This is a genomic window from Streptomyces sp. ADI95-16 (assembly GCF_003721495.1).
Classification (GTDB): Bacteria; Actinomycetota; Actinomycetes; order Streptomycetales; family Streptomycetaceae; genus Streptomyces; species Streptomyces goshikiensis.
Window position 1 is genome coordinate 6460676 of sequence record NZ_CP033581.1, and the last position, 22086, is coordinate 6482761.

21 protein-coding genes and 1 riboswitch are annotated in these 22086 nt (G+C 75.0%); of the genes, 10 read left to right on the forward strand and 11 right to left on the reverse strand.

Annotated features, from left to right (window positions below):
- Positions 1–43: 43 nt before the first annotated feature.
- The gene (locus EES41_RS28840) at positions 44–793 is read right to left on the reverse strand and encodes a hypothetical protein (RefSeq protein ID WP_174261758.1); all 750 of its coding nucleotides are present in this window, start codon (positions 791–793) and stop codon (positions 44–46) included.
- Here EES41_RS28840 and EES41_RS28845 point away from each other — a divergent pair.
- Positions 787–1368, forward strand: coding sequence for a GNAT family N-acetyltransferase (locus tag EES41_RS28845; protein WP_123080950.1), 582 nt, complete (start codon positions 787–789; stop codon positions 1366–1368). The genes EES41_RS28840 and EES41_RS28845 overlap by 7 nt on opposite strands.
- A gap of 158 nt (positions 1369–1526) precedes the next feature.
- Positions 1527–3494, forward strand: coding sequence for a DUF5107 domain-containing protein (locus tag EES41_RS28850; RefSeq protein WP_123080951.1), 1968 nt, complete (start codon positions 1527–1529; stop codon positions 3492–3494).
- A gap of 10 nt (positions 3495–3504) precedes the next feature.
- Here the strand turns inward: EES41_RS28850 and EES41_RS28855 are convergent, their stop codons facing one another.
- The gene (locus EES41_RS28855; protein ID WP_123080952.1) at positions 3505–4323 is read right to left on the reverse strand and encodes a class I SAM-dependent methyltransferase; all 819 of its coding nucleotides are present in this window, start codon (positions 4321–4323) and stop codon (positions 3505–3507) included.
- A gap of 294 nt (positions 4324–4617) precedes the next feature.
- Between EES41_RS28855 and EES41_RS28860 the strand changes: the two genes are divergently transcribed.
- A complete protein-coding gene (locus tag EES41_RS28860) occupies positions 4618–5835 on the forward strand; it encodes an aminotransferase class I/II-fold pyridoxal phosphate-dependent enzyme (protein ID WP_123080953.1) in 1218 nt (405 codons plus the stop codon).
- Positions 5835–6887: an MBL fold metallo-hydrolase gene (locus EES41_RS28865; RefSeq protein ID WP_123080954.1), complete on the forward strand. Its 1053-nt coding sequence runs from the start codon at positions 5835–5837 to the stop codon at positions 6885–6887. Before EES41_RS28860 ends, EES41_RS28865 begins: the two co-directional genes overlap by 1 nt.
- Before the next feature lie 44 nt (positions 6888–6931).
- Here EES41_RS28865 and EES41_RS28870 read toward each other — a convergent pair whose 3' ends face one another.
- On the reverse strand, positions 6932–7549 hold the full coding sequence (locus tag EES41_RS28870) for a DedA family protein (protein WP_123082750.1): 618 nt from the start codon (positions 7547–7549) through the stop codon (positions 6932–6934).
- A 5-nt stretch (positions 7550–7554) separates the two neighbouring features.
- Positions 7555–8331: an MBL fold metallo-hydrolase gene (locus EES41_RS28875; protein ID WP_123080955.1), complete on the reverse strand. Its 777-nt coding sequence runs from the start codon at positions 8329–8331 to the stop codon at positions 7555–7557.
- Positions 8332–8456: 125 nt separating this feature from the next.
- Here EES41_RS28875 and EES41_RS28880 point away from each other — a divergent pair, with 125 nt between their 5' ends.
- The 4 genes from EES41_RS28880 (at position 8457) to EES41_RS28895 (ending at position 12974) form a co-directional block, all read left to right on the forward strand.
- Positions 8457–8861, forward strand: a complete 405-nt coding sequence (locus EES41_RS28880; protein WP_123080956.1) for a hypothetical protein — start codon at positions 8457–8459, stop codon at positions 8859–8861.
- Positions 8862–8934: 73 nt separating this feature from the next.
- Positions 8935–11025 carry a phage holin family protein gene (locus EES41_RS28885; protein ID WP_123080957.1) on the forward strand — a complete coding sequence of 697 codons (2091 nt, stop codon included), beginning with the start codon at positions 8935–8937 and terminating at the stop codon, positions 11023–11025.
- An 86-nt stretch (positions 11026–11111) separates the two neighbouring features.
- Complete coding sequence (locus EES41_RS28890) at positions 11112–12473, forward strand: amino acid permease (protein ID WP_254211798.1); 1362 nt, start codon at positions 11112–11114, stop codon at positions 12471–12473.
- Between the two features lie 60 nt (positions 12474–12533).
- The gene (locus EES41_RS28895; RefSeq protein WP_123080959.1) at positions 12534–12974 is read left to right on the forward strand and encodes an SRPBCC family protein; all 441 of its coding nucleotides are present in this window, start codon (positions 12534–12536) and stop codon (positions 12972–12974) included.
- Between the two features lie 78 nt (positions 12975–13052).
- On the opposite strand, the gene EES41_RS28900 is transcribed toward EES41_RS28895, so the two are convergent.
- Together EES41_RS28900 and EES41_RS28905 are read right to left on the reverse strand one after the other, a co-directional pair.
- The gene (locus EES41_RS28900; protein WP_123080960.1) at positions 13053–14630 is read right to left on the reverse strand and encodes an RNA polymerase sigma factor; all 1578 of its coding nucleotides are present in this window, start codon (positions 14628–14630) and stop codon (positions 13053–13055) included.
- Positions 14631–14844: 214 nt separating this feature from the next.
- A complete protein-coding gene (locus EES41_RS28905; protein WP_123080961.1) occupies positions 14845–15606 on the reverse strand; it encodes a class I SAM-dependent methyltransferase in 762 nt (253 codons plus the stop codon).
- A 47-nt stretch (positions 15607–15653) separates the two neighbouring features.
- Positions 15654–15756: riboswitch (ZMP/ZTP riboswitch) on the forward strand.
- Between the two features lie 60 nt (positions 15757–15816).
- Here EES41_RS28905 and EES41_RS28910 point away from each other — a divergent pair.
- Complete coding sequence (locus EES41_RS28910) at positions 15817–16662, forward strand: bifunctional 5,10-methylenetetrahydrofolate dehydrogenase/5,10-methenyltetrahydrofolate cyclohydrolase (RefSeq protein WP_123082751.1); 846 nt, start codon at positions 15817–15819, stop codon at positions 16660–16662.
- Positions 16663–16757: 95 nt separating this feature from the next.
- On the opposite strand, the gene EES41_RS28915 is transcribed toward EES41_RS28910, so the two are convergent.
- Positions 16758–18170, reverse strand: a complete 1413-nt coding sequence (locus EES41_RS28915; RefSeq protein WP_123080962.1) for an NAD(P)/FAD-dependent oxidoreductase — start codon at positions 18168–18170, stop codon at positions 16758–16760.
- Positions 18167–18877 carry a hypothetical protein gene (locus tag EES41_RS42385; RefSeq protein WP_216827270.1) on the reverse strand — a complete coding sequence of 237 codons (711 nt, stop codon included), beginning with the start codon at positions 18875–18877 and terminating at the stop codon, positions 18167–18169. Before EES41_RS42385 ends, EES41_RS28915 begins: the two co-directional genes overlap by 4 nt.
- 242 nt (positions 18878–19119) lie before the next feature.
- Here EES41_RS42385 and EES41_RS28925 point away from each other — a divergent pair, with 242 nt between their 5' ends.
- On the forward strand, positions 19120–19425 hold the full coding sequence (locus EES41_RS28925; RefSeq protein WP_123080963.1) for a 4a-hydroxytetrahydrobiopterin dehydratase: 306 nt from the start codon (positions 19120–19122) through the stop codon (positions 19423–19425).
- A 31-nt stretch (positions 19426–19456) separates the two neighbouring features.
- Here EES41_RS28925 and EES41_RS28930 read toward each other — a convergent pair whose 3' ends face one another.
- From EES41_RS28930 to EES41_RS28940, 3 genes are all read right to left on the reverse strand, one after another.
- Positions 19457–19882, reverse strand: a complete 426-nt coding sequence (locus tag EES41_RS28930) for an RICIN domain-containing protein (RefSeq protein WP_123080964.1) — start codon at positions 19880–19882, stop codon at positions 19457–19459.
- 14 nt (positions 19883–19896) lie between these two features.
- Positions 19897–20745 carry an aldo/keto reductase gene (locus tag EES41_RS28935; RefSeq protein WP_123080965.1) on the reverse strand — a complete coding sequence of 283 codons (849 nt, stop codon included), beginning with the start codon at positions 20743–20745 and terminating at the stop codon, positions 19897–19899.
- A 65-nt stretch (positions 20746–20810) separates the two neighbouring features.
- On the reverse strand, positions 20811–21980 hold the full coding sequence (locus tag EES41_RS28940) for a CPBP family intramembrane glutamic endopeptidase (RefSeq protein WP_254211595.1): 1170 nt from the start codon (positions 21978–21980) through the stop codon (positions 20811–20813).
- Positions 21981–22086 lie beyond the last annotated feature (106 nt).

Genomic DNA, 22086 nt, shown 5'->3' on the forward strand with positions numbered 1-22086 from the left:
GCCGCCGCGGGCCGCCGCGCGCGAGCTGCCGCGAGCCGTTGCGCTACGCCCCGTGCAGCCACACCCGGAGCGGGCCGATCGGGGCGAAGCCGTGGCGGGTGGCGGTGGCCAGGTCGTCGCCGGACTCGTAGCCGACGAGCGGCAGGCCGGGCCAGAGGGCGGCGAGGGTTGCGACGGCGCCCGTCCAGGCCTCGTCGGGCGGGGTGCCGGGGGCGGAGAACACGTTGGAGATCCCGACGACCGGGCCGGTACGGTTCGCGGCGGCCCCGGCCAGGATGCGGCCGTCGGCGTCCCGGCCGGCGAGGAAGGCGAACTCCGGTGCCAGCAGGCCGGGGTGGAAGAGCCCGGTGCTCTCCTCGCCGTCCCAGGCCCGCTCCCACGCGACCAGCTCCTCGGCGGTGGCGACACGGGTCCAGCGCAGGGACGGCGCCGCGGCCGGCGGCGGGACGGGGGCGCGGTGGATCCACCGCGCCTCGAACAGGACCCCGAACCCCGCGGGGCCGAGGTCGAGCGCGGCGAAGCTGTCCTTGACGGAGCAGCCGGGCGCGGCGGTGTCCACCGCGGCGAGCAGGGCCGCGGCCGGGGCGTCGCGCGTGAGGGTGACGGCGTCCGGGTAGTACGGCGGGGTGCGGCGCGCGCTGGCCCAGGCGGTCTCGGTGAATCCGCCTTCGCGGGTGACCGCCGCGCACCATTCGGCGTTGTTGCGTGCCGCCGATCGCAGCAGTTCTTCGGTGTCCGGGGTGATGATCACATGGGGGAGCCTGCCATACGCCCTAGCCTGGGGCGATGTCATATGTCAGCTACCTCACGGAAGGCGAGCGGGTCGGGCTGCGCCCCTTCCGGCTCGCCGACGGCCCCGAGTTCACCACGCACGCGCACGAGAGCCGGCACCTGCACCGGCCGTGGCTGTTCCCGCCCACCACCGCCCGGGAGTACGAGCCCTACGCGGCGCGGCTGATCGAGGACGGGACCCGGGCCGGGTTCCTGGTCTGCGAGCGGGCCACCGGCGCCATCGCCGGGTTCGTCAACGTCAACAACATCGTGCACGGGGCGTTCCGGTGCGGGGCGCTCGGCTACGGTGCCTTCGCGCACGCGGCGGGCCGCGGACTGTTCCGCGAGGCGCTGGGGCTGGTGATCGGCCACGCGTTCGCCCCGGCGGCCGACGGCGGCCTCGGGCTGCACCGCCTGGAGGCGAACGTCCAGCCGGGCAACACGGCGTCCATCGCCCTGGTCCGCGGCCGGGGCTTCCGGCTGGAAGGGCTCTCGCCGGACTTCCTGTACATCGACGGGGCCTGGCGCGACCACGAACGATGGGCGATCACCGCCGAAATGTCCGGCGGTCCCGAAGGCGCCGATCACGCGGGATGAGGCGGACGCGAAGCCCGGTGCTCCTAGGCCGCCCGCCCGGCCTGGTGGCGGCGGCGTTCGCGCAGGGCTCGGCCGGGGCCAGGGCTTTGCGTAATCCTGACCGGTGATGATCCGCGGAACCCCTGTGCAGCGACCGGTACGGCGTGTTCCATTCCTTTATGGCCACCACCGTCCGCCGCGCCGTACTCTCCCTGCCCGCCGCCCCGTTGGGCCCGGACAACCCGCTGCCCGCCCTCCGCGCGCCCGACGGCGTCCACGTCCTGGACGAGCGCTCCCAGGGCGGCCTGCCCCGCGACATGGCACGCCAGATCGGGTACGGGCCGCTGCGCTCGCTGCTCCCCGTCCAGGTCCGGGACGGCTACGGGCGGGAGCGCGCCGAGCGCGACTTCGAGGCGGTCGTCATGGAGAACGCGCACCTGCGGGTCACCGTGCTGCCCGGCCTCGGCGGCCGCGTGCACTCCCTCGTCCACCTCCCGACCGGTCGCGAACTGCTCTACCGCAACCCGGTGTTCCAGCCCGCCAACTTCGCGCTCAACGGCGCCTGGTTCTCCGGCGGCATCGAGTGGAACATCGGTGCCACCGGCCACACCACCCTCTCCTGCGCCCCCCTGCACGCCGCGCTCGTCCCCGCGCCCGACGGGGGCGTGCTGGTGCGGCTGTGGGAGTGGGAGCGGCTGCGCGACCTGCCCTTCCAGGTGGACCTGTGGCTGCCCGAGGACTCCGAGTTCCTCTACGTCGGCGTCCGCGTCCGCAACCCGCACGAGCGGCCCGCGCCCGTGTACTGGTGGTCCAACACCGCCGTCCCCGAGGACCCCGGCACCCGGGTGCTCGCCCCGGCCGACGAGGCCTGGCACTTCGGGTACGAGCGCGCGCTGCGGCGGATCCCCGTACCCGACCGGGAGGGCGCCGACCGCACGTACCCGGGGCGCAGCGCGTACCCGGCCGACTTCTTCTACGAGGTGCGCGAGGGGGAGCGGCCCTGGATCGCCTCCCTCGACGCCGACGGGGCGGGGCTGGCGCAGACCTCGACGGCGCGGCTGCGCGGCCGCAAGCTCTTCGTGTGGGGCGCGGGCGAGGGGGGCCGGCGCTGGCAGGAGTGGCTGACCGAGCCCGGCTCCGGCGGCTACGCGGAGATCCAGGCCGGCCTCGCCCGGACCCAGCTGGAACACGTACGGCTGGAGGGCGGGGCGGAGTTCAGCTGGCTGGAGGCGTACGGGCCGCTGGCCGCCGACCCGGCGGCGGTGCACGGCGCCGACTGGCCCGCGGCGCGCGGCGCGGCCTCGGCGGCCCTGGACGCCGCCCTGCCGCGGGAGCGGGTGGACGCGGCGTACGAGGCGTGGCGCGGCTGCGCCGACACCGAGCCGGGGGAGCGGCTGGCGACGGGCTCGGGCTGGGGGGCGCTGGAGGTGCTGTGCGGCGGGCACGAGCTGCCGGGCACGCCGTTCGAGACGGCCGCGCTGGGCGCGGACCAGGCCCCCTGGCTGGAACTGTGGCGGACGGGCGTCTTCCCGGCGCCCCGGCGGGTCGTACCGCCGGGGCCGACCCTGGTGGCCGCGCACTGGCGGGACATGCTGGAGACCGCTCCGGCGGATCCGCTGACCGAGTACCACCTGGGCGTGGCGCAGTGGCACGCCGGGGACGTGGCGCAGGCGGTGCGCAGCTGGGAGCGCGGGCTGGCGCTGGCGCCCTCGCGGTGGCCGCTGCTGCGGTGCCTGGCGATGGCGGAGGCGCTGGCCGGGGACCCGGAGCGGGCGGCCGACGGCTATGCGGAGGCGTTCGCGGACCTGGCCGAGGAGAGCCGCGGGGGCGAGGCCTGGACGGCCGCCGAGTCCGCGCTGGGGCGGGAGGCGATGACGGCCCTGCTGGCGGCGGGGCGCCCGCCGCAGGCCCGCGCGGTGTGGGACCGCCTGCGGCCGGCCCTGCGCGAACAGGGCCGGTTCCGGCTGCTGGCCGCCCGGCTGCTGGCGGCGGAGGGCCACGCGGGCGCGGCCCGGCGGGTCTTCGAGGAGGGCTTCGAACTGCCGGACCTCCGCGAGGGCGAGGAGGTCCTCGCCGAGGTCTGGTCCTCCCTCACGAACCGCCCCCTCCCGAGGGCCTACGACTTCCGCATGAGCCCCAAGTCCTAGCCAGGGCCTGTCACGCGCGGCACAGGACCTCGCCGTTCAGCACCGAGAACCAGGCATCGGGCCGGGCGCCCCAGGCGCGCCAGGCATCGGCGACGGCCTCCAGGCCGGACGGCGTGGCGTGGCCGCCGGACGTGGCGATGGCGGCGTAGGAGGAGAGCGTCGTGCGGTCCGCCCACAGCGCGGACCACCAGGCGGTCTCCTCCGGCGTGGCATAGCACCAGGACGTCGCCGAGCAGTCGATCCGGGTGAAACCGGCCGCCTGCGCCCAGGACCGCAGGCGGCGGCCGGCGTCCGGCTCGCCGCCGCCCGCGCGGGCCACCCGGCGGTACAGGTCCAGCCACTCCTCCAGCCCGGGCTCGGCCGGGAACCAGGTCATCGCCGCGTAGTCCGCGTCCCGCGCCGCCACGATGCCGCCCGGGCGGCACACCCGGCGCATCTCCCGCAGCGCCCGTACCGGGTCGCCGACGTGTTGCAGCACCTGGTGGGCGTGGACCACGTCGAAGGAGTCGTCCGGGAAGTCCAGGGCGTGGACGTCCGCCACCGCGAACTCCACGTTGGTCACGCCGCGCTCCGCCGCGTGGGCGCGGGCCCGCACCAGTACCTCCTCGGCCGCGTCGACCGCCGTCACCCGCCCGCCCGGGGACACCAGTTCCGCCAGGTCCGCCGTGATGGTGCCGGGGCCGCAGCCCACGTCCAGGACCGCCATGCCCGGCCGCAGCTCGCCGATCAGGTACGCGGCCGAGTTCCGCGCGGTGCGCCAGCGGTGCGAGCGCAGGACCGACTCGTGGTGGCCGTGGGTGTAGACGGCGGTCTCGTGAGCGGGGTTCATGGCGTGCCTCCATCTCCTCTTCTCGTCTTCTCGTCGAAGCGTGGTGATCACGGTAGGGGATCTGATCGACATGCGAGATAGGCGTTTTGACATGTGGACACCAGCCATGTGCGGCAAGGGGACCGGCCGGGCCGGTGGCCGGCCGAGCCCCGGACGCGTGTGGGGCCGTGCGGGGCCGGTCCGAGGCCGGTGTCTCAGGACGGGCGATAACGGTCATCGTGCGGTAAAAAATCATATAAGGGGCGGGGCTGGCGGTGTCCGACGAGCGCGGAAGGCGGGAAGGCCGTGGAGGGGATGCAGCGCACGGTGGCGGAGGGCCGGGGCCCGGTCCGGTACGGCCCGCCCGCGCCCGAACCGGGCCTGCCCGTGCTGCCCGAACTCACCGCCGTCCTCGCCGAGGCCGCCCGCCGGGCCGCCCCCGAATCCCCGGGCGGCGGGGAGCCCCTGCGGGAGGCCGCCTGCCGGCACTGGGCGCGACGCGGGCTCGCCACCGCCCCGGAGAACGTGGCCGCCGGGCCCGGCGCGCCCGCCCTGCTGCTCGCGCTGCTCGGCGCGCACGGGGGAGACGTCATGCTGCCCCGGCCGTGTCCCGCCTGGTGGACGCCGCAGGTCCGGCTGCTGGGACGGCGGGCGTACCACGTGCCGACCCCGGCCGAGTGCGGCGGCGTACCCGACCCGTACGCCCTGCTGGAGACCGTCCGCCGGGTGCGCGCCGAGGGCGGCGACCCGCGCGTGCTGCTGCTCTCCGTCGCCGACGACCCGACCGCGACCGTGCCGCCGCCCGAGCTGCTGCGCGAGGCGTGCGAGGCCGCCGCCGACGCCGGGCTGTTCGTCGTCAGCGACGAGACCTGGCGCGACACCGTGCACCGGCCGCACGACACCCTCGTCCTCAGCCCCGCCGAGATGCTCCCCGACCGGGCCGCCGTACTCGTCGACCTGTCCGGCGCGCTGCTGCCCGCCGGGTGGCCCGCGGCCGTGCTCCGCTTCCCCGGCACACCGCGCGGGACCTGGCTGCGGGCCCGCACCCTCGACGTGCTCACCGCGACGGGTGCGCTGGTCGCCGGCCCCGTCGCCGCGGCCGCCGCGCACGCCCTCGACGAACCCGACGCCGTCGCCGGACGCGCCTACGCGGTGGCGGCCCTGCACGGCGCGGTGGCCGGCGCCGTCCACCGCGAGCTGCTGGCCGTCGGCGCGTTCGCGCGGCCCCCGCAGGCCGGCCGCCACCTGTACGCCGACCTCGGCCCGCTGCGCGCCGGGCTGGCCCGGCACGGCGTGGGCGACGCGATGGAACTGGAGGACTGGCTCGGCGGCCGGCTCGGCGTGCCGACGCCGGGCGGGCAGCGGTTCGCGGACGAACCGGTCGCGCTGCGGGTCCGGCTGTCGACGGGACCGTTCCTCGGCGCCACCCCGGAGCGGCGGATGGCCGCGCTGACGGCGCGCGACCCGCTGCGACTCCCGCACGTACGCGGTTCGCTGGAGCACCTCGGGTCGGTCCTGGCCGGGCTGTCCTGATGACGGAGCGAACGCGAACCCCACCCGCCGCCGAGGCCCGGGCCGCCGAGGTGCGGGCCGTCGAACCCGGTGCCGGGGTGACGCCTCGGGCCCAGGTCCGGCCGGTGGGGGAGGTCCGGGTGTGGCCGCGGTCGTTCGCCGACCGGCTGACCACGCCGCTGCCCGGTGTCCGGGCCTTCGCGCGGCTCGCCCGCGAGGGCGCCTTCCGGCCCGGCCCCGAGGGGCTGCGCGGGATCCCCGACCTGCCGTACGAGCCGGCCCCGCTGCCGCCGGCGGTCCCCGGCACGGTGTCCGTGACCTGGGCGGGGCACGCCAGCTGGGTGCTCCGGATCGGCGGCCTGACGGTGCTGACCGACCCGGTCTGGTCCCGGCGGATCCTCGGGACCCCGGCGCGGATGACGCCGGTCGGGGTGCGGTGGGAGGACCTGCCGCCGGTCGACGCGGTGGTGATCAGCCACAACCACTACGACCACCTCGACGCGCCGACGCTGCGGCGGCTGCCGCGGGACACGGCCCTGTTCGTCCCGGCCGGGCTCGGGCGCTGGTGCCGGCGGCGGGGGTTCACCCGGGTGACGGAGCTGGACTGGTGGGAGTCCGCCGAACTGGACGGCGTACGGTTCGGCTTCGTGCCGGCGCACCACTGGTCGAAGCGGTCGCTGCTCGACGCCTGCCGGACGCTGTGGGGCGGGTGGGTCCTGACGGACGCCCGCGGGTCGGGCCGGCAGGTCTACTTCGCGGGCGACACGGGGTACGGGCACTGGTTCGGGGAGATCGGGCGCCGCCACCCGGGGATCGACCTGGCGCTGCTGCCGATCGGGGCGTACGCGCCGAGGTGGTGGCTGCGGGACGTGCACGCGGATCCGGAGGAGGCGGTACGGGCCTGCCTGGACCTGGGGGCGCGGCGGATGGCGCCGATGCACTGGGCGACGTTCGTACTGTCCGCGGAGCCGGTGATGGAGCCGCTGCGGCGGGTCCGCGACGCCTGGGCCCGCGCGGCCCTGCCCCGCGAGCACCTCTGGGACCTCCCCATCGGCGCCTCCCGCGCCTTCTGACGGCCGTCGCCCCGGGGCGACGGCCGGTCAAGGAGCCGGTCGGGTCAGGAGCGCAGGCGGCGCCAGAGCGCGGGAGCGGTGCTCAGGAGCAGGGTGATGCCGACGGCCAGGGCCACGCCCTTCCAGGGCTCCGAGAAGAGGGACCCGCCCACGATGCCGATCAGGCCGTACGTCGCCGCCCAGGCCAGGCACGCCGGCGCGTCGCCCCGCGCGAAGCGGCGCAGCGGCATCCCCGACAGCAGGCACGCCAGCATCACCGGGATCCGCCCCGCCGGGACCAGCCGGGACAGCACCAGCACCAGCACCCCGTGCTCGTCCAGCTTCGTCCGCGCCTGCGCGAGCCGCTCCGGCGCGGCCCGCGCCCGCAGCCGCTCCAGCCACCGCGAGCCGCCCCGCGAGCGCATCCCGCGCTCGCCCAGCCAGTACAGCGCGATGTCCCCCGTGAACGCCGCCAGGGCGCAGACCCCGAACACCAGCAGCAGCCCGAACGGCATGGAGTCCTGGTGGAAGGCCACCACCGCGGCCGTACTCACCAGCGCCCCCGTCGGGATCACCGGCACCAGCGCGCCCAGCGCCACCAGCACGAACAGCGCCGGATAGCCCACCACCTGCCGCGTGGTCCCCGGCGGCACCGCCGTCACCGCGTCCTCCACCGCCCGCAGCGGCGTCACGGCAGCCTCACCCGCTCGCCGTGCCCCGGCACCCGCACCGCCACCTCCGGCGCCAGCTGCCCGGCCCGGCGGGCGAACTCCTCGCCCGGCGCGTGGAACTCGTGCGGCCGCACCGCGTCCATGCCGATCGGCCAGAACGTCCCGTAGTGCACCGGCACCGCCACCGACGGGGCCAGCGCGGCCAGCGCCCGCGCCGCCCGCCCCGCGTCCAGGTGCCCGGGCCCCAGGTACGGCCCCCAGCCGCCCACCGGCAGCAGCGCCACGTCCACCGGCCCGACCTCCTCGGCCATCGTGGCGAACAGCCCGGTGTCCCCGGCGAAGTACGTCCGCGCCGCGCCCTGGACCACGTACCCGAGGGCCGGCGCCCGCTGCGGCCCGAACGGCAGCCGCCGCCCGTCGTGCCGCGCGCCGACCGCCCGCACCCGTACGCCGCCGCGCACCGCGACCTCCTCGCCCGGCGCCACCTCCGTCAGCGTCAGCCCCCGCGCCCGCGCCACCCGCGCCAGCCCCGGCACCGCCCGCGGGGCGCCGCGCGGCACCACCAGCAGGGTTCCGGCCGCCAGCCGCGCCAGCGAGGGCAGGTGCAGATGGTCGGCGTGCAGGTGCGATACGAGCGCCACGTCCGCCTCGGCCGCCTCCGGCGGCGGCGCCGCCCCGCGCCGCCGGCGCAGGTGCGCGAGCCGCACGGCGAACAGCGGGTCCGTCAGCACCCGTACCCCGGAGTCCTCCACCGTGCACGTCGCATGCCCCCACCAGGTGATCTCCACCGGCACCCGCCCTCCCGTCCTCGCACGACCCCGGACCTCCCGAGCTTAGGCGGTCCGCCGCGCCGGGGCCCCCGATCCGAAGGCGTCGGATCCCTCCTCCCGGGCCGCGGATCGGAGTAGGGTCGGGCGGCATGGATGAGCTGCGGGTGGCCGCGATCGCCAGCCTGACCCCGCTTGAGGAACTGGACGCCGACCCCTTCGCCGTGGACACCCGGGGCCAGCACGCCATGTGCGCCCGCTGGGCGGCGGAACACGGCTGCGTCGTGGCCCGGGAGCTGGTCTCCTGCGGGCTGCGCGCCGACCACCACGCGCTCTGGTCCGATGTCGACGCCGGGCACGTGGACCTCTTCGTCGCCGCCAACGAGCGGGTGCTCGCGCGGGCCCTGGGCTCCGTCGAGGAGTTCGCCGCCGAGTGCGCGCGGCGCGGCGTACGCCTGGAGACCACCGGGCTCGCCGAACCCCTCTACACCTCCGCGATGAAGGCCGAGGTGCACCGCAGGCTGTCCATGCCCACCGCCGGTTACGACGGTACGTGACCTCCGCCCTGTGCGACGCTGGCACGGGGGACCGCGCGGCGGCGCGTGGACCCGGAGCCGAGGCGGGTGCGGCGTGTTGCGCGGACGATGGCGGACCACGGGCGGCGCCCTGCTGCGGCTGACCGTCGTCTGGGCCGTCTCCACCCTCACCATGCTCGTCCTCGCCGGAGTGCTGCCGGACTTCCGCCTCCAGTCCGGCGACGACGACAGCATCACCCAGATCGGCCTGGCCGCCGCCTGGGGCGCCGGCGCCTTCGGCCTGCTCGGCGCGCTGGTGTGGCCGCTCCTGGTACGGGCCCTGCTGCTGGTGCCCGCCCTGGTGCTCGGCCTGCTCGTCTTCTTCCTCAACGGCTCGCTGCTGCTGCTCGCGCTGCGGCTGGTCCCCGACGGGCGCGGCGAGGTGGCTCCCGAGACCGCGGTGGTCGTCGCCGCGGTGATGTCGGCCGTCGCGTCGGCGACCTCCACGGCGCTCGCCGTCCGCGACGACGAGGCGTACCGCCGCAGGCTCTACCGGCTCGCCGACCGGCGCCGCCGCAGGCAGCGCCGCGCGGCCGGGCCCGGCGGGGCGGGGACCGCGCCCGGGATGCTCTTCCTCCAGCTCGACGGGGTCGGGTACGAGGTGCTGCGGGCGGCCGCGGCGGACGGGCTGATGCCGACGGTGGCCGGCTGGCTCGACCACGGTTACCGCCTGACGTCCTGGCGCACCGACTGGTCCAGCCAGACCGGCGCCAGCCAGCTCGGCATCCTGCACGGCTCGAACTTCGACGTGCCCGCCTTCCGCTGGTACGAGAAGGAGACCGGCGAGGTGATGGTCTGCAACCGGCCCGCCAGCGCCGCGGAACTCCAGCTCCGGGCCATCGAGCGCACCCGGGACGGGGGGCTGCTCACCCTCGACGGGGCCAGCCGCGGCAACCTCTTCAGCGGCGGCGCCGACCAGCTGGCCCTGGTGCTGTCGGTGTCGGCGCGGCGGGGCCGGGCGAACCGCTCCCGCGCGGGCTACTTCGCGTACTTCCGCGATCCGGCGAACGCCGTCCGCACCGCCCTGTCCTTCGTTGCCGAGGTGTGCCGGGAGATCGGCCAGTCGGTGCGGGCACGGCTGCGCGGGGACCTGCCGAGGGTGGCGCGCGCCGGGCTGTACCCGCTGATCCGGGCGTTCGCGACCGTGGTGGAACGCGACGTGGTCGTGGCGGCGGTGATCGGTGACATGCTGGCCGGCCGCGCCGCGGTCTACGCCGACCTGGTCGCCTACGACGAGGTCGCCCACCACTCGGGCCCGAGCGGCCGGGACACCCGACAGGTCCTGGCCCGCCTCGACCGCAGCCTCGCCCTGCTGTCCCGGGTCGCCGAGCACGCGCCCCGGAGGTACCGGATCGTGCTGCTCTCGGACCACGGCCAGAGCCCCGGCGAGACCTTCCTCGGCGCGTACGGGCTGACCCTCAAGGACCTGGTCCGCGCGGCCTGCGGGCTGCCGGTCTCCCGCCGGGCCGGCCGTACGCACAGCGGGGCGGAGGCCCGTGCGGCCGTGCTGGCCGCCCTCCACCGGCCGGTGGAGGAGGACGACGAGGAGACCCGCCCCGGCCCGGACCCGGTAGTGCTGCCCTCCGGGAACCTCGGGCTGATCTCCTTCCCGGCCATGGCGGGCCGGGCCACCCGGGAGCGGATCGAGCGCGCGCACCCGGCCCTGCTCGCGACCCTCGCGAGCCACCCGGGGATCGGCTTCCTGCTGGTGGACGGGGAGGTGCTGGGGCCGGGCGGCGCGGTGGCGCGGCTGGCGGTGCCGGGGGAGGCGGAGGAGCTGCTGGCCCCCTTCGGGCCGGGCGCGGCGGAGGCGGTGCGGCGCAGCGACGCCTTCCCGCACGTGGCCGACATCATGGTGAACTCCGCCTACGACCCGGCCACCGGGGCGGTGCACGCCTTCGAGGAGCAGATCGGCTCGCACGGCGGCCTGGGCGGGGAGCAGGGGCGGCCGTTCCTGATGTGGCCGACGGCGCTCTCGGACCCGGCCCCCGATCTGGTGGGCGCGGAGGCGGTGCACGACGTGCTGCGGCGCTGGCTGCGCGAGGCGGACGGCCCCCAGGTCCCGCTGCAGGATCCCCGGCCGGAGGCCGTCACAGGCGGAAGCCTTCCTTCCGCAGGGGCCCCCGTACAGGACGAAAACCATTGATTTGGTGCGGGATTGACCGTGCACGACCATGTGGCGACCTGTCCAGCATGTGAAATACCGAAGGCGCGACCCCCGTGAGCACCACCCTGCGAGACCCCGCCCCGACCACAGAACCGGCAGCGGCGGCGGCGAGCCCGCACGCCCGCCGCTTCGGCCTCCCCATCGCGACCTGCCTGGTCATGGGCAACGTCATCGGCGGCGGAATCTTCCTGCTGCCCGCCTCGGTCGCGCCGTTCGGCACGATCAGCCTCGTCGCCTTCGGGGTGCTCACCGCCGGTGCGATCGCCCTCGCCCTGGTCTTCGGCCGGCTCGCCGAACGCCACCCGCAGACCGGCGGACCGTACGTCTACGCCCGCGCCGCGTTCGGGGACTTCGCCGGCTTCCTCGCCGCCTGGAGCTACTGGATCACCGCCTGGGTCTCGAACGCGGCCCTCGCCGTCGCGGCCGTCGGCTACCTCACCGTGCTCTTCCCCGCCGCGGGCGCGCACAAGTGGTCCATGTGCCTGGCCGCGCTCGCCGTCCAGTGGCTCCCCGCCCTCGCCAACCTCGCGGGCACCCGCTACGTCGGCGCGGTCCAAGTCATCGCCACCGTACTGAAGTTCGCCCCGCTGCTCCTGGTGGCCGTGGGCGGCCTGTTCTTCTTCGACCCCGCCAACCTCGGCCCCTTCCGGGCCACCGACCAGAGCGCGGCCGGCGCCGTCTCCGCCGCCGCGGCGATCCTGCTCTTCAGCTACCTCGGCGTCGAGTCGGCCACCGTCAGCGCGGGCGAGGTCCGCGACCCGGCCCGCAACGTCGGCCGGGCGACGATCCTCGGCACCGCCGGCGCGGCCGTCGTCTACCTGCTCGGCACCCTCGCCGTCTTCGGCCTGGTCGCCCACGAGAAGCTGGTCTCCTCCACCGCCCCCTTCACCGACGCCGTCAACGCCATGTTCGGCGGCACCTGGGGCGGCACCGTGGTCGCCTGCGCCGCCGTGATCTCGATGCTCGGCGCCCTCAACGGCTGGACGCTGCTCAGCGCGCAGACCCCGTACGCCGCCGCCAAGGACGGGCTCTTCCCGAAGGCCTTCGAGACGAAGAAGCGCGGCGTCCCCGTCGTCGGCGTCGTCGTCACCGTGGCGCTGGCCTCCGCCCTCACCGTCTACAACTACACGCTGGGCGCCGACGGGGTCTTCGAGAGCCTGGTCCTGATCACCACCTTCACCGCGACCGTCCCCTACCTGCTCGCCACCGCCGCGCAGATCTACTTCCTGCTCTCCGGGCAGCGCGAGCGCGTCCACCCCGGCCGCCTGGCCCGCGACGGCGTCCTCGCCGCCCTCGCCTTCGGCTTCTCCATGTGGCTGGTCGCCGGCTCCGGCTACGCGGCCGTCTACCAGGGCGTGCTGTTCCTCTTCGCCGGCGTTCTCTTCTACGCCGCGATGTCCGCCCGCAAGACCCGCGCCACCGCCTGACCTGCGGAGTAGCGTAGGACGAGAGGACCGCGCCGTGCAGGGGGCAGCGAAGGGGTCGCCATGGACGCGATCAGAGCGAGCGTCGACATCGCCCGCAGCCCCGCGGACGTCTACAGCTATCTGACGGACCCCGCGCACCTGCCGGAATGGCAGCACAGCGCGGTCTCCGCCCGCCCGCTGGACGGCGCCCCCCTCCACCTCGGCTCGAAGCTGGCCGTCACCCGCCGGATCGGCCGGCGCCGGTTCCCGATGACCATGCAGGTCACCGAGTTCGACCCGCCCCGGAGCTGGCGCCTGCACGGGCTCGACGGCCCGGTCCGCGGCGACGTCCGGGGCACCGTCGAACCCCTCGACGAGGGCAGACGCTCGCGCGTCACCCTGAACCTCGACTTCGAGGCCCACGGCATCGGCAGGGCCCTGGTCCCGCTGGTGCTCAGGCCGTACGCCCGCAAGGAGATCCCGAGGAACGAGGAGAAGCTCAGGCACCTGCTGGAGCACTGAAAAAACACCGGCCCCCGGGTGGACCGGCAGGGCGTCCGCCCTGCCGACCGCGCCCCGGGGGCCGGTGTCGCGACCGGTTTAGTCGAGGTAGTCGCGCAGCACCTGCGAACGCGACGGGTGGCGCAGCTTCGACATGGTCTTCGACTCGATCTGGCGGATGCGCTCGCGGGTGACCCCGTACACGCGGCCGATCTCGTCCAGGGTCTTCGGCTGGCCGTCGTTGAGGCCGTACCGCATGGAGACCACGCCCGCCTCGCGCTCGGAGAGCGTGCCCAGGATCGACTGCAGCTGCTCCTGGAGGAACGTGAACGACACCGCGTCGGCCGGGACGACCGCCTCGGAGTCCTCGATCAGGTCACCGAACTCGCTGTCGCCCTCCTCACCCAGGGGGGTGTGCAGGGAGATCGGCTCGCGGCCGTACTTCTGGACCTCGATGACCTTCTCGGGGGTCATGTCGAGTTCCTTGCCCAGCTCCTCCGGAGTGGGCTCCCGGCCGAGGTCCTGGAGCATCTGGCGCTGGACACGGGCCAGCTTGTTGATGATCTCGACCATGTGGACGGGGATGCGGATGGTGCGGGACTGGTCGGCCATGGCACGCGTGATCGCCTGCCGGATCCACCAGGTCGCGTACGTGGAGAACTTGAAGCCCTTGGTGTAGTCGAACTTCTCCACCGCGCGGATCAGACCGACGTTGCCCTCCTGGATCAGGTCCAGGAAGAGCATGCCGCGGCCGGTGTAGCGCTTGGCGAGGGAGACCACGAGGCGGAGGTTGGCCTCCAGCAGGTGGTTCTTGGCGCGGCGGCCGTCCTCGACGAGGATCTCCAGCTCACGCTTGAACGTGGCCTTGTGGTCCTCCTCCTCTTCGAGCTTGTACTCGGAGAACAGGCCCGCCTCGATGCGCTTGGCGAGCTCGACCTCCTGCTCGGCGTTGAGGAGCGGCACCTTGCCGATCAGCTTCAGGTAGTCCTTGACCGGGTCGGCGGTGGCGCCGGCCACCATGACCGTCTGCGCCGGGGCGTCGTCCTCGTCGTCGTCGGACAGGACGAAGCCCTGCGTGCCGCCGACCTTGGGGGCCTCTTCCTCGGCCTCGTCGGCCAGGTCCTCGGCCGCCCAGTCCTCGCCCTCGGCGGCGGGCGTCTCGCCCTCGTCGGCGTCCTTGCCGGTCTTCTTGGTCGCCGCGGTCTTCTTCACGGCGGTCTTCTTCGCGGCGGTCTTCTTGACCACGCGCTTCTTCGGAGCGGCGTCCGTGTCCTCGGACACATCGGCGCCGGCGGTGTCGGCAGATATCGCCGCGGCGGCGGCGACCGGTGCGGCCGCGGCGGCGGTCTTGCGGGCGCCGATCGGGCGCGGCGCGGCGGCGGCCTTCTTGGTCACGGTGCGGGCAGGCGCGGCGGCAGCCTTGCGGGGCTTCTTGGCGGCAGCCTTCGTGGCGGGGGCGGCGCTGACGTGGAGGGCGACGCCCTCCTCGTCCAGGACCTGGTTCAGGCTGCGCAGGACCCGCTTCCACTGGTCCACCGGGATGCGGCCGGCCTCGAAGGCCTGGCGCACGTCGTCACCGTTGATGTGACCCTGCTCGCGGCCGCGCTCGACGAGCGCGACGAGGGCCTCCGATTCGGCGATCTCCGGAGGGAACGTACGGGACGGGCTGAGCGACACAAGGAGCCTCTCGTTGCGAACAGATATGGGGTGGGCGGGACATCATCGCGCGAACTCGGGAAACAGACCCGAGGGGGGTCTGTATTCCGGGGCCGCGCGAGGACACCTGTCGGTTCATCGCATGCCCGAGTAGATTCGTTACGCGCTGAATTGAGTGACCTGCGCCACGCTGTGGCGACGCAACCGATCCGGCGCGGATCCGTCCGCCCCGCGCTCAGCCGTTTTTGCGGGCCTCGATGAGGAAGCGGGCGGTGTGCGCGACGAACGGACCTTCGCGTTCGATCTGTTCGTGCAGCTCGCGCAACCGGTCCCGGTACTGCCCGACCGTGAAGCCGGGCACCATCCAGATCACCTTCCTCAGAAAGTAGATCACGGCTCCGATGTCGTGGAACTCCGTCCGCAGCCGCTCGGAGCGCAGATCGACCACGTCGAGACCCGCCCCGGCGGCGTCCGCGGCCGCGTCGTCGGGGTGCCGGGTACGGCGGACCTCCTCGGGCTGCGGACCCAGGAAGTACTCCACGAGCTCGAAGACGCTCGCCGGACCGACCTGCTGCGAGAGGTAGGTGCCGCCCGGCCTGAGCACCCGGGCGATCTCGTCCCACCAGATGGTCACCGGGTGCCGGCTGGTCACCAGATCGAAGGACTCGTCGCCGAACGGCAGCGGCGGCTCGTCGGAGTCCGCGACCACCACCGCGCCCAGCGGGTGCAGCAGCCGGGTCGCCCTCGCGATGTTCGGCGGCCAGGACTCGGTGGCGACCGTCAGCCGGGGCAGGGTCCCCGCACCCGCGAGCACCTCGCCGCCGCCGGTCTGGACGTCGAGGGCGCTGTGGACCCGCGCGAGGCGCGCCGCCATCAGCTGCTGGTAGCCCCACGAGGGACGCTGCTCGGTGGCGCGGCCGTCGAGCCAGGAGAAGTCCCAGCCGTCGACGGACACGGACTCGGCTTCGGCGACGAGATGGTCGAAAGTGCGCGTCATGTCTCGATCGTCCCAGGTCGGGCCCCGGTCATCCACCGGATATGGTGGAGGCGGGCCGTGACTGGCGTTCGGGTGGATCACCACCGGGGAGCGGCCCGGCGTACCTGTGGACCTCTGGTACGCCGACTGCCGCGCGCCTGGGCGAACCGCGATCCGCAGCGACGTTCAGGAGACCCCGTGACGACTGCCCAGACTGCCACCGCCCAGCTGATGGACGGCACCGCCCTCGCCCGCCGCATCTCGGAGCAGACCGCCCTGCACGCGGCGAAGATCACCGAGCGCACCGGTACGGCCCCGTGCCTGGCGACCGTGCTGGTCGGCGAGGACCCGGCGTCCGTCACGTACGTGCGCATGAAGCAGAACCGCTGCGCCAAGGCCGGGATCACCTCGCGCCACGTGGAGCTGCCCGCCGAGACCACGACCGAGGAGCTCGTCGCCGCGCTCACCGCCCTCTCCGAGGACCCGGAGATCAGCGGCATCCTGCTCCAGCACCCCGTCCCGCACCACATCGACGAGCGCGCGGCCTTCGAGGCGATCGCCCCCGGCAAGGACGTCGACGGGGTCACCATGCACTCGTTCGCCGCGATGGGCTTCGGGCTCCCCGGCTTCGTGTCCTGCACCCCCGGCGGCATCATGCGCCTGCTGGAGGCCTACGACGTGGACCTGACCGGCAAGCACGCCGTCGTCGTCGGGCGCAGCGCGATCCTCGGCAAGCCGGCCGGGATGCTGCTGCTGGAGCGCAACGCCACGGTCACCTACTGCCACTCCCGCACCGTGGACCTGCCCTCCATCGTCCGCCAGGCGGACGTGCTGGTCGCCGCCGTCGGCAAGGCCGAATTCATCCGGGGCGAGGACATCAAGCCGGGCGCGGTGGTCCTGGACGCCGGGTACAACGAGGGCAACGTCGGCGACGTCCACTTCGAGTCGGCCGCCGCCCGCGCCTCGCTGATCACCCCGGTCCCGGGCGGTGTCGGCCCGATGACGATCGCGGTGCTCCTGGAGCAGACGGTGCACGCCGCCGCCGCCCAGGCAGGCCTGGACCTCGCCGCCCTCTGACCCCCCTGAGCCCCTCCGAGCCGTTTCGAGCCCCTTCGAGCACACCGACGCGACCGCCGGGGTCCGGGAGACCGGCCCCGGACCCGGCGAGCGCGTCAGCGGGGATGCGTGGGCGCGGTGAGGCCCGCCGCGGCGCGTTCGACGGCCGTGAGGGTCGGGGCCCGGAGGGCGCCCCGGTCGGTCGCCCGCAGGACGTGCCAGACCACCGCCGGGCTGAACCAGTGCGTGGGCGCGCTGTTCATGGTCATCACCCGCAGCAGCGCCGTCGTCAGCGCCCGCTGCGTCGTCGCCCCCGTCATCAGCCGGGTGACGTACGCGCCCATCACCCCCGCCCCCGGCTTCGGCCGCACCCCCGTCGCCCCCGGGTACAGGATGTCCTGCGAGGTCGCGAGCTCCCAGGCCGTCGCCACCTGCGGAGCCACCGCGCGCTGCGCCTCGCGTCCGATGCCCGGGTGTGAGAGCCCCTTCGCGCGCAGCAGGTCCCGTACGGCCAGCAGGCCCTGCGCCGCGACCGTCATGCCCTGCCCGTACAGCGGGTTGAAGGTGGCCACGGAATCCCCGACCGCGAAGAACCCGTCCGGCAGGTCCGCCTTCTCGAAGTACAGCCGGCGGTTGGCGGTGCCCTGGGTGACGGCCACGTCCGTGAGCGGTTTGCGGCCCTCCAGCAGCTCGCCCACGATCGGCGAGCGGACCCCCTTGGCGAACGGGACGAACGCCTCCGGGTCCGCCGTCGGCTGCCCGCCCCGGGTGCCCGACAGGGTGGCCTGCCACTGCCCGTTCTCGATCGGCACGATCGTCGCCGTCTGCCCCGGCACCGGAACCCGCGCGTCGGACTGCACGTTGACGATGGGGAACCCCGCCGCGTGCGCCCCGGCGGGCGCCTCGAAGATCCGGGTCGCGTACACGAGCCCGGAGTCGACCTCCGCCCGCCTGATCCCGCCCACGCCGAGCTCCTGGAGCCAGGTCCGGGCCCGGGAGCCGCGCCCGCTCGCGTCGACGACGAGGTCCGCGCCGATCAGCCGCCCCTCCTCGCCGGGGGTGTCGACCCGTACCCCGGTGACCCGGGCGGCCGTGCCCTCCAGGGACCGCACCCGGCTCCGCTGGAGCGTGCTGACGCCGGCCAGGCCGGTCACCCGGGCCCGGACCACCGAGTCCAGCAGGTCCCGGCTGCAGGAGACGGTGAACTGCATCTCCTCGTAGCGCGGCAGCCAGCCCTGCGCGGTCAGGGTGACCAGGTCGGTCGGCAGGCTCCGGCGCAGGGCGCCCGCCGCCTGCCAGTCCCCGGTGATCCCCGGCAGGATCTCCTCGATGGCGCGCGCACCGCCCGACCAGAGCAGGTGGACGTGCCGGGCCTGGGGGAGCCCGCGCCGCGCCGCCGGGCCCTGCGGGAGGGCGTCGGCGTCGATGACCGTGACCGTCATGTGCTCGGCCAGGACCGCGGCCGCGAGCAGGCCGGACAGGCTGGCGCCGATGACGACGGCGTGACGGGGCGGGGAGGACTGGGTCATCGTGGGTGCTCTCTGTCAGGGCCGTGCGGGGCATCGGCGGTGTCGGCTTCTGCGGCGGGTACGGCTTCTGCTGCGGGTGCGGCTTCTGCGGCGTCCGCCGCGGGCGGCGGGAGCCGCGCGAGCTGCCCCTCGCGGGCGAGCAGGTCCTCCAGGTGGTCGGCCAGGGACTTCCATCCCCTCGGGGAGAGCCGCCCGGCCCGCGTCACGATGCCGCGTACGTCGTGGGCCCGCATCACGGCGAGCACCGGGTTCTCCCCGCCCTGCCCGGCGGACCCCAGCTCCCGCTCGATGCCGGCGAGGGCGGTCCCGAGCGCCTCGGCGAGCAGGAACCCGGGGTGGACCCCGAAGAACCGCTGCACGCCCGCCGCGTGCCCCAGCCGGGGCAGCCCGGTGCCCGCGTTGAGGGGGCCGAGGGAGGCGCCGGGCGCGCCGAAGCCCTCGGCTATGGCGGCGAGCGGCCACTCCCGGCCGTGCTTGTCGCGCCGGGTCGCCCGCAGCAGTAGGAACCGGCGGTGCACCCGCCGCTCCAGCGGCACTTCGGGGGCCGTGCCCGCCACCACCGCGGCGACGCGGGCCGGTTCGACCCCGGACAGGTGGCTCAGCCGCTCCGCGGACAGCACCGCGGCGGGGTCCGGTCCCCGCCCGCGCGCGGCCTCGGCGACGCGGCCCCAGCGCGCGGCGAGATCGGGTCGGAGGGCGTCGCGCAACGGGCGGTTCTCCGTACCTCGACAGGGCGTTCGAGCGGCTGGGCTGACGTGCAGCCTAGTCCCCGGCCCCCCGCCGAACCAGCGGAATCCCCACCTTTCCTGCGCCCGGACTCAAGAAACGCTGGCTCCTCCGGCACCCGTACGCACCACGGCGCGGAAGCTCCCCAGGGCCCCGCGCTGTGGGAACCTTGACACCACGTCAGTCGCGGGACGGGCGAGGAGCACCGGGAAGGAGCGCGCGGATGTCGGACGAGCCGCTTTCGCAGAAGGAGATCGAGGACCGGTTGCGGGAACTCCCCGGCTGGGCCTACGAGAACGACCGCATCACCCGCACCTACCGGCTGGACGGCCACTTCGCGGCGAGCGCGCTCGTCGCCCACATCGCCGCCCTCCAGCAGGAGTTGAACCACCACTCGGACCTCACCCTCGGCTACGACACGGTCCGGCTCGCCGTGAACACCCACAGCGCGGGCGACGCCGTCACCGCGACCGACTTCGCCCTCGCCGAACGCGTCGAGAGCATCGCCCCCGCCCACGGCGCGGCCTGACGCCCCCACCGGGGTGAGGGCAGCGGCGGTCTCAGAGGGGTTCCAGGCGCCACCACTGCGAGGGCGCGTCGCTGTCCTCGCACTGGCGGGCCCGGCCCTCCTCGTCCGCCTCCAGCGGCAGCCCGCTGATCGCGGCGATCAGCGAGACCACACCGGGCGCGTCGAGGTGCTCCTCGACGATCCACTCCTGCGCGCCGAACGCGTTCGCCTTCCACACCTGCACCCGGGTCCCGCTGTCCGTCGACGCGTTCGCGACGTCCAGCCGCTTGCCGTTGTGCGCGCTCACCAGGTGGAACAGGCCGCCACCGCTGTGCACCGGCGAGATCCGCCACTGCTGGGCGGCCGGCGGCACGGGCGGCCCCGCGGGCCCGACGCCCACCCGGTTCCCGGCCTCCACCTGGAGCAGCAGACCGCTGGCGACGTTGCGGACCCGGTAGGGACCGTCCGGGGGATTCACGCGCGACCCACTCCTCAGATGTCGAACTCGGCCGGGTCCGGCCCGAGCCGGCGGCCCTCGGGCCCGGAGCCCAGCGCGTCCAGCGCGGCCAGGTCCCCCGCGTCCAGCTCGAAGCCGAACACGTCGAGGTTCTCCCGGATCCGCTCCGGGGTCACCGACTTCGGGATCACGACCGTGCCGTGGTGCAGGTGCCAGCGCAGCACCACCTGCGCGGCCGACCGGCCGTGCTTCGCGGCGACCGCCGTGACGGCCGGCAGTGAGAGCAGCTCCTTGCCCTGGCCCAGCGGGGACCAGGCCTCGGTGGTGATGCCCAGCCGCGCGTGCAGCGCGCGCAGCTCCGCCTGCGGGAACAGCGGGTGCAGCTCGATCTGGTTCACGGCGGGCACCAGCGCACTCACCTCGGCGAGCCGCTCCAGGTCCACCGGGCGGAAGTTCGACACCCCGACGGCCCGGGCCCGGCCGCTCGCCGCGATCTCCTCGAAGGTCCGCCAGATGGTGAGGAAGTCGTCGCGCATCGGACGCGGCCAGTGGATCAGGTACAGGTCCAGCCGGTCGAGCCCCAGCCGGTCGAGGGAGCCGTCGAAGGCGCGCAGCACCCCGTCCCGGTCCCAGGACCGCGTCTTGACGTTCCACAGCTTGGTGGTGACGAACAGCTCCGCGCGCGGCACGCCGGAGCGGGCGATGGCCCGCCCGGTGCCCTCCTCGTTGCCGTACGCGGCGGCGGTGTCCACGCTGCGGTAGCCGGCCTCCAGCGCGGCCTCGACGACCCGCTCCGCCTCGTCGTCCGGGACCTGCCAGACGCCGAAGCCGAGCTGGGGCATGAGCGTGCCGTTGTTGAGCTTGACGGTGGGGGCCTGGTTCACGTCTGTTCGCTCTCTCGCTTCTGTTCGCCTCGGTTCGCCTCTGTTCGCCGCGCCGAGCCGGGACGTTACTGCGCCGCCGGGCCCGAGGGAAGGAACGCCCCGGAGCGGCGCGGTCCGCGCCGCTCCACCCCGTACTTCGTGCTCAGCCTCGCGATGAGCAGGCAGTACGCCGGGGAGATGAGCAGTTCGAGTACGAGGGCCTGCCAGGGGGCGTCCGCCGCCGTCTCGGTGTCCGCGAGCTGACCCAGTACGAGGGAGAGGCAGAAGGCCACCAGGTTGTTGGCGGTGTGCGCCGCGATCACGGCCTCCAGCCCGCCGGTCCGGACGACCAGCCAGCCCCACCACATGGCCGAGTAGAACAGGAGGGCGAACCCCGACCACGCGCCGAACCCGTGGGCCAGCGCGAACAGCAGCGAGGCCACCACGATGCCGGGCCAGGGCGAGCGGAGGAACCCCCCGAAGTACTGGGCCAGCCAGCCCCGGAAGACGAACTCCTCGGCCGCCGCCTGGAAGGGCACCACCAGCAAGAGCGCCACCAGGCCGAGCAGCAGCGTCCCCCAGCCGGGGAACTCGACGACGCCGAGACCCGCGTCGCCCTCCTCCAGCCAGCCCCACAGCATCAGCAGACCCGTCTGGAGGGCCAGGACGGGGAACGCGACCGCGGCGCAGACGCCGAGCCAGCGCCACCGCAGCCGGCCCGTGACCGAGGCCACGCTCCCGGCGAACCGGTGGCCGCCCAGGCGGACCGTCAGCAGCACGGCGGGTATGCCGATCGCGATCCCCGCGAGCGCCATGACGGTGTCCGCGAGGGGATCGCTCAGGAACCGCTCGCTGTCCCCGGGAGCGAAGTCCAGCCCCAGGGCGTACGCGGCGCTCGCGCCGACGGCCAGCACGGCGATCGTGCCCGCGACCAGGAAGCCGACCAGCAGCAGCAGTTCGCCCAGCCGCCCGAGCACGCCCTGGCGGCCGTTGCGCGCCTGCTGGTGGTAGAGCGAGTCCTCGGGAGCGGCACTGGGCCCGCTGCTCCGCACCGGGTAGTCCCACCGGGGCTGCGCCCCCGCCGCCCCCCAGCCGCCGTCCCCGGCGGGCCAGGCCCGGGGGGCGCCCCCGCCCTGGGGGCCGATCCCGGGCCCGGGGCGGGGTTCGTCCCGGGGCGCCGGGCCGGCCGGGACGTCGGGTGCGGGCGGGGCCTGTTCGGCCGCGGGCCCGGGCAGGGTGTGTTCGGCCGTGGGCACGGGCCGGTCCGTGCGATCGGGGGTCTCTGACACGGGTCGTCCGCCTTCTTCCAGCTCCGCCGTCCTTGGCCCCCCATTCGATCACGCGCTCGACCCCGTCCGGCCC